The sequence below is a fragment of the Paraburkholderia atlantica genome, assembly GCF_009362785.1.
Lineage (GTDB): Bacteria > Pseudomonadota > Gammaproteobacteria > Burkholderiales > Burkholderiaceae > Paraburkholderia > Paraburkholderia atlantica.
In genome coordinates this window covers 1-13,176 of sequence record NZ_WHNQ01000076.1, presented here as the reverse complement: position 1 = coordinate 13,176, position 13,176 = coordinate 1, and the positions used below count along the sequence as shown (strand labels likewise).

Here is a 13,176-nt window from a genome sequence, read left to right as displayed (position 1 = left end):
TGCAGGGGGAGAGTGGTTTGACGTTCCAGTTGAGTGCGAGAAGGCATCAGGTCGACATGCCAATTATCGTCATGACTGCCCATGGTGATATTGAAATGTCGGTGCAGGCCATGAAAGCTGGCGCCATTGATTTCCTGACCAAACCTGTTCGAGAGCAACGTGTTATCGACGCTGTTTCATCAGCGATCGGTCGTCATGCCGAGCAACTGGAGAAATCTCTGACCAGGGTTTCGCTTATGGCGCGTTACGACACGCTGACGGTGCGGGAGCGCGAAGTGATCTGGTACGTTGTGAAGGGTTTTTTGAACAAGCAGATCGCTGCTGAAATGAACCTGAGCGAAATCACCATCAAGATGTACCGGGGCTCCGCGATGAAGAAGCTTGAAGCGCTATCGCTTCCCGATCTGATCAGAAAGACGGACATAATCAAGGGTTGTGTCTCGACAAAACAGGAATGGTGAGCAAGCCACGAAGCAGCGGGATTACTCAAGGCAACGCTGACCAAGCCGTTGTATTCATCGGCACGTAGAACAGCGCGACCAGGGCACGATTGGCGTTCTTCGGCAAAGCTCGATAGCGCACGCTCCTGAAGCCCACAAGTGCTTGACGACAGCAAGCACGCGCTCAACCCAGGCACGGGTCTTCGACATACCAGCACACGCAAAGCTGGATCACGTCCATCGGAAACACCTCGTCGATGCTCGGCAGCAACATCGTGAGAGTGAGTTGTCCGACTTGCCCATTCGGTTCGCCAAGGCGCGGGGCGATGTCATCTGCTGGCGGCGATCGGTTTCGCATGATGAATTCTAGTGAATCGCCTTCCTCATATTTATGACATCGCGTACAAACAGTTGATCCAGTTTTTCATCAAACAGATCGTCCTGATCGATTTAGTATTTCATTTCTATCGCTCTGTATTTTTCCTCACGTTTGATATGGGTATCTAACTAGCCGATCTTGTGGAGGAAGTAAAATAATTCATATTCGAGTAGAAATTGGGTGATCTCGATCATCATGCGTTGAGTTTATATTTGGTGCTTTACCGCTATTGCCATGGTTTTCTAGAGGAGCAATTTGTCCTGCAGAAAAACTGCCGCCAGGAAGGAAAGAACGATGCTAAAGGATTTTGAAGGTCGTCTTGCTGTCGTCACGGGAGCGAGTTCCGGAATTGGGCTTGCGACTACCCGCCGCTTACTAAAGAATGGGGCGCGCGTGCTGGCGATGAGTCGTACGAAAGGGGGTTTGGTCGCATTGCAGTCGACATTCGACGAGAGGCTCATCTGGATCAAAGGGGACGTCACACGAAGTGACGATCTCGAGTTGCTTTCTTCGGAGGCCCAGCGGCTCGGTCCGATTGACTTTCTGGTGCCGAATGCGGGCATCGCATTATTGGACGGCGGTACCGAGGCCGCGACGTTCGAGCGTCAATGGGCAGTGAACGGGGCGGGTGCGCTGAACACGCTTTCAGTGGTGCAAGAACAGTTGGCGAAGCCTGCGTCGGTTGTGTTCATCGGGACGTTTCTGTCGCAGACAACATTTCCGGGTCTCGGCGCGTATATAGCATCAAAGGCGGCGGTCAAGGCGCATGCGAGGACACTCGCAGTGGAACTGGCAGCACAGGGCATTCGAATCAATCTGGTCTCGCCAGGACCAACGGCTACAGCAATCTGGTCCTCGTTGGGCTTGCCCGAAGATCAGCTTTCCGCGATGGCGGAACGTGTCAATCGGCGTTTGCTTCCTGGACGCTTCCTTGAGGCCGATGCGGTTGCCGACACGATCATGTTCTTGCTGTCGCCGGCGTCTCGCGGGCTATATGGTCAGGACTTGATAGTCGATCATGGGTATACGTTGAGCTAGCACGCTGAAGTACTTGAGGCCCAACATCGCATTCACACTGAACGCGATGTTGGGTTATTTTCTATCGGTCGGCTTGTTCGAGCGCGCCGAGAATCGATTGATCATATCCCGATGCACCAGCCCTCCGCCTTCGTCTCGCACACACCACAAGGTGTGCGGGCGTATGGCCATCCATGGTCAACGTCTTCGAAGCGAACCTCCGTTTCTTGATCTCTTTCGCGAAGTGAACTGCGGCAGCAGCCTTTCCAGGGTGCTTTAAACCTGTGGCGAGCGTGAGCGCGAAGCAGTAATCTCGATGCATGTCTGTTACTTGCGCTAGTGTGGTCGGAACTCCGATATTGTCTCGGCCAGGCGTGGAAGCTGCGTCTTCAGAGAACGGGCGGTCGCACGCAGACAATAACCAGCCGATCGACATGTGGGCCGTCGAGCCTGCGCTCGATACTCCGACGCCTGCCCATGCGTCGCCCTCCACCCGTTAGGCTACGCTTCACCTCTGCTTCATTCGCACGAGAGACCGTAATGACTGCACCGTTACCGGCACTGTCCATCGAAATTGACCCGCAACATGAGTTGCCGATCTATCTGCAAATCTGCGAGCGCTTCCGAACTGCGATCGCGGCGGGGAATCTGCGCCCGGGAGACAGAGTGCCCGCATTACGCGGTCTGGCCACACAGCTGAATACCGCACTCGGCACGGTTGAACGGGCATACGCGACCCTCGTCGACGAGGGCTACCTGCAGGTGCGCGGTGCGGCGGGCACGTTCGTCTCGCCAGCTCTTCCGGCGGCGGCGATCCTATCGTCAAGGCTGCAAACCATTCGGCACTCGCTCGACGGGCCTCGCGCGGTTGCAGGCGGAGTGCCGACTGAGCCGGTCGCGCCGCGCGGCAGTCAAGCGACGTTGCTTCGGCCGATCGTCCCCTTCAGCGGCGAACCACGGCCGTTACAACCTGGCTTGCCTGCGCTCGACGCCTTTCCGCGCAAGGTCTGGAATCGGCTCTTCTCGTTTCGCGTACGCAGCGGCGAACGTGCGGCACTCGCTTATCCAGCGCCGGCCGGCTACCAGCCGCTGCGCGAACACATCGCTACCCATGTCGGGCTGTCGCGCGGCGTTACCTGCCTGCCCGAACAGGTTTTCGTGACGGGGAGTTACCGCGCGTCGCTCGAACTTGTGATACGCAGTCTCGCATCCGCGGGCGATCGCATGTGGTTCGAGGACCCCGGCTATCTGCTCGCACGCAGCTTTCTGGCCGCTGCCGGCGTGCGGCTCGTGCCGGTGCCGGTCGATGGCGAAGGGATCGACGTCGAGCGTGGCATACAGCTGGACGCCCACGCACGCTTTGCACTCGTTACCCCGTCGCATCAGAGTCCGCTCGGGCACACGCTGTCACTCGAGAGGCGGATCGCTCTGCTTGACTGGGCGGAGAACGCCTCCAGCTGGATCGTGGAAGACGACTACGACAGCGAGTTCCGTTACACGGGGCGGCCTTTGCCGGCCTTGAAGAGCATCGACCGGCACGGTCGCGTGATCTATTGCGGCACCTTCAGCAAGGTGATTTTTCCAGGCTTACGGCTCGCGTACGTGGTCGTGCCGGAACGGGCGATCGAGAGCGTCGAGCGGGTGACGCACAGCATGAACGCAGGCGCTTCGACACTGCTGCAGGCGGTTGCTTCGGATTTCATCGGGCAGGGCCATTTCGCGCGCCATCTGAAGCGGATGCGCGCGTTGTACGGGGAGCGTCGCATGCTGATCGTGCACGCGTTGCAGCGGGCGTTCGGAGAACGACTGATTGTTGATCCGCCATCGGGCGGAGTCCAGTTCGCGACGCGATTCGCCGAAGGCCCCAATGGCGCAATCGACGATGTCGCAGTAGCCACCCGTGCGCGCGAGGCCGGACTTGCGGTTCTGCCACTTTCGAGTTGGTACGCGGATAGCCGCGCACCACACACTCCGCGCGGTCTGGTGATGGGGTTTGCGAACATTGCCGATGCGCAGGAGGCGGAGCGTCTCGCGCAATTGTTGCGAGCCTGCCTGGACGGCTGACTTTCCGGGCGCGCGGTCGCTACGCGGGCATCGTCGCAATGCGAGTCATAGCCTCGACCGCATTGACGCGGTTCAGGCCATTCAGATCGAGTGCCCGGATCTGCTCGGTCATGAAATCGATAAAGACGCGGACCCGGATCGGCAAGTGTTCACGGCAAAGGTAGCAAATGTAGTAGCTGCGCTCGTTCGACACATGCTGCTTCAACGTCATCACAAGCTCCCGGCGTCTCGCGTAATCCCAGATCTGATGTGCCGGCATCTGCGCAATGCCGCGACCACCGAGGACAGCCTCGCGAACGAGATCCGCGTCATTGAACGTCAACTTGGAGGGCGGCAGGAATTTTTGAGTCCGGCCATCCACCATGAACTCCCACTCGAGGACTCGTCCAGTTGAATGTCTCATGTTGATGCACTCGTGCTGTCCAAGCTCGCCGAGGCTGGAAGGAAGTCCGTGCCTCTCGGCATAGCTACGCGACGCGCAAACGATGAGTTGCATCGGAATCAGCCGCTTCGCGACGATGCGGGAGTCTGTGAGATGTCCATCGCGAAACGCAACATCGATCTGGCCACCTGCGAAATCCACCGGCTTGTCATCGAGGAGAAGTTCGACTGAGATGTCCGGGTAGAGCTCGGAGAACTTCAACAACAGCGGCGCGACTACATTGCGCCCGAATCCGATGCCCGATGAGACCCGCAGAAGGCCACGAGGCGGACCGTGGCGGAGGTCAAGCATGTCGTTGACCGCCCCGACGATATGAGCCACGCCAAGATTGCAGTGCTCGAAGAAGCGCTCCCCCTCGCGCGTCAGGCGCGTGGTTCTCGTCGTTCGAAGGAAAAGGCGTGTGCTGAGCTGCTTCTCGAGCCGCTGGACACTGCGCGAGACGCTCGATCGCCCGACTCCAAGTCGCTCGCCGGCTTTGGCAAAACTCCCTTCTTTAGCGACCGCCATGAACGTAACGATGCCTGCATAGCTGCTCGCAAAGCAGTTTAAGAAAGGATCGGCATGATTTAGAAAGTCGGCGCGAAAGGCGGGCTGCGATATGTTCAATTGATTCATGAGACGCTCCAAAGCTAATCGACTTGCAGACGTTGAGACGCGTGGGCATATCCCCCTTGCGAACGGGAGACAGCGGCACAGCGATCGTTTCCCCAAGTCAAGTTACTTCGCACGCGTACCTCATACCAGTCTACGATCGTACGAACCTCGCATACTTTTGTTTAGTCAAGGTTTTCGATTCAAATTCGACCGTCACTAATTAATTCTCGAAGAATGAGCGAGGCAGAATTCCGGAGCCGCGTTCGATAAAACGCAGCATTGCGCATTGGCCTGGTGGTCACCCAAGGAGCTCGATTCATACTCCCGATTTGCAGGACCGCTCAAAACCGATACCTGCCATCCTGCAGCTATATCGAGGCGCCGGCGAAGGCGCCGTAATGCTGCGACCGACAATGGACCGTTCTCGATACGTACGATGAGATAGGAGCACGGTGGTCTCCACTATACGAAGGTATGAGTGTCCCAATCTGGTAAGTAACTTCTGCCAATTCAAAGTAGGGTGGCGACGGGGGTCTTTCAGGGATACCGTTGACCATGACGAATCCACCTGCTCGATGCCGAGCCGCTTCGCAGGGGCGGCACCGCTTCCGAAAAAGCCGAATGGCGTATGAAGCGGCCTAATCGAATTCGTCGATTCGCCTCTCACAGAACCTGGCGGTTCGGCCGAACTGGACGACATAGCCGGACACACATGCATGCATTTGCCGTGCGGTGCCGCCTGACGAGCAGCAATCATTCGTAATCGGAGGAATCCAGATGATATTGGAACAATCAGATATTTGCGATCCATGGGCGAGGACCGTTGTATTGCTGGGGCAATTGTCGGGCGAGCTACCCATGAACGGCGAAGCGAGCGTTACTCCGTTGTTCAAGCCGGCAATGCACAACTTATCAACGGCACCGGTCGCGGGCGTCACGGTACGGCTGCTAGAGCGTTCGACTGCCACACGAGTCACGCTCGCCTGGAGTGATCCATCACGTTGTGCATACCATGACCAGGAGTGGCAGCTGACCCGCGCACGCCACTCGGGAGTTTGCGCGATCAGTGGAATGAAAATCCGCCGGGGCGAGGTCGTGTATCGCCCTCGCGCAACGCGCCCGAGGATGCCGCTCAACGCGGATGCGATGATCCATCCTATTGCGTTACAGGGCGATCAGTGAAGTGATCGGTATGGGAAAAGATCTCCATCACAACCCATACGTTGGCGCTGATGCAAAGCATGCTGCGATTGTTGTCTTACTGGAAACTCAGAAGCATTCGCTGCTGGTCTTCTATCGGGGACAAAGCATTCATATGATGGCGGTCAGATCCGATCCGCCCAGTAGATGGTTCGGTTAAACGCGGCGCTGTGCTCGCAGCACGACAGTTATGCACGCGGACGACTCGGTCGTCGTTTTCAACTCAAACCACGGAGATAAAAGTGCCCAACGACGAATCCGATACCCTGAGAAGACGTTCCTTTATGACCAAACTCGCCGGCGTCACTGCTGCCACCGCGGCATCCGCAGTGGGTATGCGTCACGCCCAGGCTGCGCCGACGTCGGACCCTTACGCTGATCCAGCCAATCCGGCGCTCACAAAAGGGAACATGAAGCTGGACGTTTCACGGGCGGCCCTAGTGGTCATCGACCCGCAGGTCGACTTCATGAGTTCAAAGGGCCTGGCATGGCCGGTGGTCGGCGAGAGTGTCACCGAACACAAGGTCGTGCCCAACCTGGTGCGCCTCTTCGAAGAATCCAAAAAGGCGGGAATCACCGTAGCAATCTCCCCTCACTACTACTACCACTGGGATCACACGTGGAAGATTCAGGCGCCATTGGAGATTTTTCAACACAAGATTGGCATTTTCGACCGCAAGGGGCCGCTCTCACTCGACGGCTTCCAGAGGTCCGGCGCCGATTTTATGCCGGAATTCAAAAAGTACATCGAAGACGGCCAGACCATCATCTGCTCTCCGCACAAGCTCTACGGCCCGCAGGCCAACGACTTGCCGTTGCAACTCCGCAAGCAGCGGGTCGATCAGATCATTCTTGCCGGCATGCTTGCCAATATGTGCGTCGAATCGCATTTGCGGGAATTTCTCGAGCTCGGCTTCGAGGTTGCCATCGTGCGCGATGCGGTGGCGGCGCCCAAGATTCCCGAGGGAGACGGGTATCTGTCCGCGCTGATCAACTTCAGATACATGGCAAATGGTCTTTGGACCACTGACGAAACGGTCGACATGCTTCGACAAAAGGTGTGAGCGGGTGTCGTGAGCGGCCGAATAGGTAAATGCCTGTGAGCTTTTTTTTACTTTGCAATGCGCTACTTGCCTATGTGAATGCAAGCAACATACGCCTCGCGCACAGAGATCTCTGAACCTTCTTTATTCTTCCGTGAGGCTTGTCGTGCATCGCGCATTTACTACCGCGTCGCTGTTCGTGTTGCTATGCCTTGCACCAGTGCGCGTTTTCGCCCAGTCACCGGCCTCGTCGTCCGCGATGGACGAGCGTATGCGCGCCTGCACGTCGTGCCATGGCGTACAGGGGCAGGGGCGCAGCAACGACTACTTCCCCCGCATTGCTGGCAAGCCTGCTGATTATCTGTTTAACCAACTGTCCGCGTTTCGCGACGGCGGCCGGACCTATCCGCCGATGAGTTACCTGCTCGCGTTCCTGACCGATGAAGATCTGCGCAGGATCGCCCAGTACTTCGCTGGCTTCCAGCCTCCGTATCCGGATGCCGATACTGCTGCGGTGCCGCCCGATGTGCTCGACCACGGCAAGCAACTCGTGATGAACGGCGACGCGTCACGCAAGCTGCCCGCGTGCGCGGCGTGTCACGGAGCCCGGCTGACCGGCGCGAAGCCCGGCGTGCCCGGCCTGCTCGGTCTCCATGCGAGCTATATCGCCGGACAAATGGGGACGTGGCGCTCGGGCACGCGACACGCACTCGCGCCCGACTGCATGCACGAGATTGCCGTCAAGCTGAATGATCGCGATATCTATGCCGTTTCTAGCTGGCTCGCACGGCAGCCGCGGCCCGACGACCCGTGGCCGTCGCCGCCAGGCGATTTGAAACTGCCGCTAGCATGCGGGAGCCAAATGCAATGAGGAATCGAATATCCCATCCCGCGTCGTGCGTCATGGAGCTGCGTTCGCTGCACGTGAGCTGGCGCCGCGTGTTTGCACGCGCTACGGCCGCGGTGAGGCTCATCGCTGGTATAGCCGCGTCGATGTTCGTTTGCGGCATGGCGAGCGCGGAAACTCTGCAGGCGGCGTCTGCCAATGGCAGTCCACGGTCCGCGATCATTGCGCGCGGCGAATATCTCGCGCGCGCAGGCGACTGTATCGCTTGCCATACCGCGCCGCGTGGCAAGCTCTTCGCGGGCGGTCTCGCGATGGAAACACCGTTCGGCACGCTCTACTCGCCCAACATCACGCCCGATGCGCAGTACGGAATCGGCCGCTGGAGCAAGGACGAGTTCTTCAGAATGATGCGCACGGGCAAGTCACCGGACGGCAAGCTGATCTATCCAGCCATGCCGATCGCGCAGTACACGAAGGTCACGCGTGAGGACTCGGATGCGATCTACGCGTACCTGCAATCGATTCTGCCGGTACCGCAGCCGAATCGTCCGCATGAACTGAAATTTCCGTTCAACCAGCGCGAGCTGCTTATCGGGTGGCGCACGCTTTACTTCCGCGAAGGGGCCTATCAGCCGAATCCGACGCGGTCAGTCGAGTGGAATCGCGGCGCATACCTGGTCGAAGGCCTCGGCCACTGCACGATGTGCCATACGCGGATCAACATGCTCGGCGGTTCCTCGCGCAGCGAAGAATTCGCGGGCGGCCTGATCCCGGTGCAGCAGTGGTATGCCCCGTCGCTGACCTCCGACAAGGACGGTGGCCTTGGCGACTGGAGCATCAAGGACATCGTCGATCTGCTGCAGGCGGGCCTCTCGGAGCGTGGCGCGGTGTATGGCCCGATGGCGGAGGTGACCTATCACAGCCTCCAGTACCTGAGCGACGACGACGTCAAGGCGATGGCGGTCTACCTGAAGGCGCTGCCGGACAACACGGGCCGCAAGAACGGGCCCTCCGCGGCGACGGATACGAAGGTATTCGGGCGCGGCGCACAGGTGTACAGCGACAAATGCGCGGTGTGTCACGGCAGCGATGGCAAGGGGAACGTGCCGAAGTATCCGCCGCTGGCCAGCAACCAGTCGATCGAAATGGATTCGGCGGTCAATCCGATTCGCATCGTGCTCAATGGCGGCTTCCCGCCGGGTACGCGGCGCAACCCTGAGCCGTATGGTATGCCGCCGTTCGCGCAGGAATTGAGCGACGACGACGCAGCCGCGGTCGTGACTTACATCCGGACCGCGTGGGGCAACCACGGCCTGCCGGTCACGGCGAAAGAGGTCAACGAACTGCGGAAGGCGCCATTGCGCTAGACGAACGCGACGACGCGCGGCATCCGGGCATCGTTTCGTATCACCACCTCCTCACTGAGAACCCCATGATGGAGATCAACGACAACCGCGAAGGTCCGGCGCTGGACCCGGCGATCGAACTTATCGTCGCTGCCGGACCGCGTGGCGCGATCGCGCTGGCCGGTGCGGCCACCGTGATCGTGTTCGCGCTCTGGTTCGCCTTCTATTTCCTCGCATTCCTGCCGCGCGGCCCTATCAGCTGATCATGTCGACCGAAACCTCGCACCAACCCAATCGCGACGGCCACTCAGTCGCGATGCGCGTCGAGCGCCGCTGGGCCATCTTCGCCGGCGGCCTGATCCTGCTGCTCCTGGTCGTGATGATCTACATAGGCATGCACTCGGCGATGACGTCACCGTCGCGCGTGGAAACGATCGACCCGAGCCGACTGCAGATGTCGGGTGAATTCGTCGAGAGCAACCTGGGCAGCGCGGTCGAGCCGGATGGCTCCGTCACGGTGCGCTTCATCGCCCAGCAATACTCGTTCACGCCGCAATGCCTGCTGATGCCGGCCGATACACCCGTGACGCTGCGCATGACCAGCGCCGATGTCGTGCACGGCCTCGAGATCATGGGGACCAATGTCAACGCCATGATCGAGCCTGGCTATGTCTCGACGCTCACCACCGTTTTCCCGAAGCCGGCCGAACACCTGATGCCGTGTCACGAATACTGTGGCTTCGGCCATCAAACCATGTGGGCTCACGTGAAAGTCATCGACAAGGCCACGTTCTTCGAGGCCGCCCGCCACTCCCGGAGGCTCAGCTGTGTTTCTCGCTAAGCGGCTCGTTCTCGCGCATTTCTGGCTCGCCTTTGTCTCGTTCCTTGTCGCGCTCGTGTTTGGCGCGTGGCAGATGCTCGTGCGCAGTCCACTGCTCGCATGGGTGGGCAATCCCGAGATCTACTACCGTTCGGTGACGGCGCATGGAACCGTCATGGCCTATGCGCTGCCGACGCTCGTCGCAATGGGGTTCGGCTACGCAATCTGCGAGCTCGCACTCAGACAGCGGCTGATCGGACTCAAATGGGCATGGGCGGCCTTCTTCCTGCTCGCAGTGGGTGCCTTGATGGCACTCGCGCCCGTTGCGACGGGCCGTGCCTCTGTACTGTTCACCTTCTATCCGCCGATGATCGGTAGTGTGTTCTACTACCTCGGTATCGTGCTGGTGGTAGTCGGCTCGTGGATATGGGTCGCGCTGATGTACGTGAATCTGCGTGCATGGAGGCGCGTCAATCCCGGCAAGCCGATTCCGCTCGCCATGTTCGCCAATGTGGCGGGCGCCTATCTCTGGGCGTGGACGGCGGTAGGTGCGGCACTTGAAATCCTGTTCCAGATCCTGCCTGTGGCGCTCGGGCTGAAGTCGACCATCGATGTGGGTCTCGCGCGCGTGCTGTTCTCGTGGACACTGCACGCCATCGTTTACTTCTGGCTCATCCCGGCCTACACCGCGTACTACACACTGGTGCCGCGCGCCATCGGCGGGCGGCTCTACAGCGATTCGATGGCCCGCATCGCGTTCGTGATGTTCCTGGTGTTCGCGATGCCTATCGGCATTCACCATCTGTATACCGATCCGCAGGTGGGCACCGGGTTCAAGTTCATACATCAGGTGTTCACGGCGATGGTCTCGGTGCCGACACTGCTGACCGTGTTTACGATCTGCGCGTCGGTCGAGATCGCGGGTCGCCTGCGCGGCGGCACGGGGCTGTTCGGCTGGCTCACGGCGCTGCCGTGGCGCAATCCGATGATGCTCGCGATTGCGTTCTCGTTCGTCATGCTCGGATTCGGCGGCGCCGGCGGGCTCATCAACATGAGCTACCACCTTGATTCGACGATCCACAACACGCAGTGGATCACTGGCCACTTCCATCTGATCTTCGGTGGCGCGGTCGTGATCATGTACTTTGCGATCGCCTACGACCTCTGGCCGCAACTCACGGGACGCAAGCCCGATGAGGGCTTGATCCGCAAGCAGCTGTGGCTGTGGTTCATTGGCATGCTGGTGGTGACGTTCCCCTGGCACTATGTCGGTCTTCTTGGCGCGCCGCGTCGCATGGCGTATTACGACTACACGAACCCCGCGATCGCGCCGCAGGCAATATGGGTGGCAGTTTCCGCATTCGGCGGCATCGTGCTGCTGATTTCCGGTGCGCTCTTTGTCTACATTCTCGCGAAGGCCCAGTTTGCTTCGTCGCGCCGGACGGATGAAACGCCCGCGCCGTTCGAGTTCAGCGCCTGTGTGCATCCGGTCGTGCGCGTGCCGGTAGCGCTCAACAGCTTCAGGCTGTGGATTGCCCTGATGATCGGCCTGACCGTCGTCAACTACTCGGTGCCGATCGCGCAGCTGCTGCGTCTGCCGAACACTTCGGTTCCGGCGGTTGCCGTGGGAGCACAGCGATGAAACAGGAACGCATGTTCAGCCTCCGGAACCGGTGGTTTGTCATGAGCGCCGGCGGGACACTTCTCGTCGCTATCCTCGCGATTCTCATTGGCTTCGTCTGGTTGCCGTCGATGCATCGCGGCTTCACGGCGAACGAGCTGTGGAGCGCGATCTGCAGCGCGGCGGGTGTGCCGTCCACAGGGTCCAAGGGCAGCGATAACGTGCCTGACGCACCGCCGAGCAATGTCGTCGTGCTGCCGCCGCTGCGCACCGTGCGCATCAATGCGGTCTCGAGCGGACGCGGTGCCACGCTCGCCACGCAGCGTTGCTCGATGTGCCACGGCGCACAGAGTCCGGCCGGGATAGCGGCTCCGGCGCTTGCCGGCCAGTATGCCGATGCGATCTACAAGGAACTGCGCGACTTTCAGAGCGGGGCGCGGGAGAGCGCGATCATGCAGCCGATCATCGCGAACCTGGGTGACCAGGATCTGCTCGACGTCGCCGAATACTATTCGAGTCAGCCACGCCTTATGCAGGTGCAGGAAGCGGGCAGCCGCGACGACGGCGCGGCTTACGCGCTTGCGATGCAAGGCGCGCCGATCCGCAACATCGCCCCTTGTGCCGCGTGCCACGGCACGATTGACCGCAAGGGCGCGGCGCCCTCGCTCGACGGGCAGTCGGCCTCGTATCTTGCAACGCAGATGCGCGCGTTTGCCGGTGGCACCCGGCATAACGACATCGGCGAGCAAATGCGCAACGTCGCGCGACAACTTCGACCCGAAGAGATCGACGGTCTCGCAAAGTATTACGCGGCTCAGCCGTGAATGCGCGATTCTCGTGCCAGTGCGTTAGACGTTCCGCTATGACGACGAAACGTCATGATGCCGGGGTAGCGTGAACTGAACGAGCGCGCCGCGTGGAGAGCACTCACTCGCCCACAGTCGGCCACGGTGCGCATCGATGATCGAACGGCAGATCGAAAGTCCCATGCCAAGGCCCGTGGACTTCGTGGTGTAGAAGGCGGTGAACGCGTGGTCCGCACCGTTAGGACCAAAGCCCGGTCCGGAGTCGCGCACGGTCACGAGCACGCAGCCGCCGTCGGCCTCGCCGGTACTGACGTGCACCTGTCGCAAACCATCGATGCCGCTCATTGCCTCCAGCGCATTGATGATCAGGTTGAGCATGACCTGCTGCAGTTCCACACGGTCGCCTTCGACGGACGGCAAACACTCTGCGAGCTGCATCGCCAGCAGGGCGCCGCATTTCCTTGCCTCTCCCTGGACGAGTTCGACGATCTCGCGGATCGCCTCGTTGATGTTCACCGGCTCTTTTTTCCGTGGCGCTTTCCTGATCAGTTGCCGGA

At 60.0% G+C, this 13,176-nt stretch carries 14 protein-coding genes; 12 read left to right on the top strand and 2 right to left on the bottom strand.

Annotation, left to right across the window (positions count from 1 at the left end; translation table 11 throughout):
• From GCT19_RS38980 to pdxR, 4 genes are all read left to right on the top strand, one after another.
• A partial coding sequence (locus tag GCT19_RS38980; RefSeq protein ID WP_152854883.1) for a response regulator transcription factor occupies positions 1–461 on the top strand: 461 nt, incomplete at its 5' end.
• Between the two features lie 534 nt (positions 462–995).
• Positions 996–1,130 carry a hypothetical protein gene (locus tag GCT19_RS44535; protein ID WP_265334646.1) on the top strand — a complete coding sequence of 45 codons (135 nt, stop codon included), beginning with the start codon at positions 996–998 and terminating at the stop codon, positions 1,128–1,130.
• Positions 1,114–1,857 carry an SDR family NAD(P)-dependent oxidoreductase gene (locus GCT19_RS38975; protein WP_018434831.1) on the top strand — a complete coding sequence of 248 codons (744 nt, stop codon included), beginning with the start codon at positions 1,114–1,116 and terminating at the stop codon, positions 1,855–1,857. Before GCT19_RS44535 ends, GCT19_RS38975 begins: the two co-directional genes overlap by 17 nt.
• Positions 1,858–2,376: 519 nt before the next feature.
• Positions 2,377–3,900: a MocR-like pyridoxine biosynthesis transcription factor PdxR gene (gene pdxR / locus GCT19_RS38970; RefSeq protein WP_018434830.1), complete on the top strand. Its 1,524-nt coding sequence runs from the start codon at positions 2,377–2,379 to the stop codon at positions 3,898–3,900.
• 19 nt (positions 3,901–3,919) lie between these two features.
• On the opposite strand, the gene GCT19_RS38965 is transcribed toward pdxR, so the two are convergent.
• Entirely contained in the window at positions 3,920–4,957 is a 1,038-nt protein-coding gene (locus GCT19_RS38965; RefSeq protein ID WP_152854882.1) for a LysR family transcriptional regulator, read from the bottom strand.
• A gap of 756 nt (positions 4,958–5,713) precedes the next feature.
• Here GCT19_RS38965 and GCT19_RS38960 point away from each other — a divergent pair.
• From GCT19_RS38960 to GCT19_RS38930, 8 genes are all read left to right on the top strand, one after another.
• Complete coding sequence (locus GCT19_RS38960; RefSeq protein WP_084598348.1) at positions 5,714–6,118, top strand: DUF3331 domain-containing protein; 405 nt, start codon at positions 5,714–5,716, stop codon at positions 6,116–6,118.
• A 260-nt stretch (positions 6,119–6,378) separates the two neighbouring features.
• Entirely contained in the window at positions 6,379–7,200 is an 822-nt protein-coding gene (locus GCT19_RS38955) for an isochorismatase family cysteine hydrolase (RefSeq protein WP_026228557.1), read from the top strand.
• Positions 7,201–7,438: 238 nt separating this feature from the next.
• A complete protein-coding gene (locus GCT19_RS38950; RefSeq protein ID WP_227749466.1) occupies positions 7,439–8,050 on the top strand; it encodes a c-type cytochrome in 612 nt (203 codons plus the stop codon).
• Positions 8,051–8,082: 32 nt separating this feature from the next.
• On the top strand, positions 8,083–9,393 hold the full coding sequence (locus GCT19_RS38945) for a c-type cytochrome (protein WP_227749465.1): 1,311 nt from the start codon (positions 8,083–8,085) through the stop codon (positions 9,391–9,393).
• 65 nt (positions 9,394–9,458) lie between these two features.
• A complete protein-coding gene (locus GCT19_RS43080; protein ID WP_013092399.1) occupies positions 9,459–9,635 on the top strand; it encodes a hypothetical protein in 177 nt (58 codons plus the stop codon).
• 2 nt (positions 9,636–9,637) lie between these two features.
• On the top strand, positions 9,638–10,213 hold the full coding sequence (locus GCT19_RS38940) for a cupredoxin domain-containing protein (RefSeq protein ID WP_152854879.1): 576 nt from the start codon (positions 9,638–9,640) through the stop codon (positions 10,211–10,213).
• Positions 10,200–11,834 (top strand): b(o/a)3-type cytochrome-c oxidase subunit 1, encoded by a 1,635-nt coding sequence (locus tag GCT19_RS38935; RefSeq protein ID WP_018434824.1) that lies wholly within the window; start codon positions 10,200–10,202, stop codon positions 11,832–11,834. The genes GCT19_RS38940 and GCT19_RS38935 overlap by 14 nt, the downstream gene beginning before the upstream one ends.
• Entirely contained in the window at positions 11,831–12,637 is an 807-nt protein-coding gene (locus GCT19_RS38930; RefSeq protein WP_026228554.1) for a c-type cytochrome, read from the top strand. The genes GCT19_RS38935 and GCT19_RS38930 overlap by 4 nt, the downstream gene beginning before the upstream one ends.
• Positions 12,638–12,673: 36 nt before the next feature.
• On the opposite strand, the gene GCT19_RS38925 is transcribed toward GCT19_RS38930, so the two are convergent.
• The coding region (locus GCT19_RS38925) for a sensor histidine kinase (RefSeq protein WP_265334645.1) at positions 12,674–13,176 on the bottom strand (503 nt) is incomplete at its 5' end.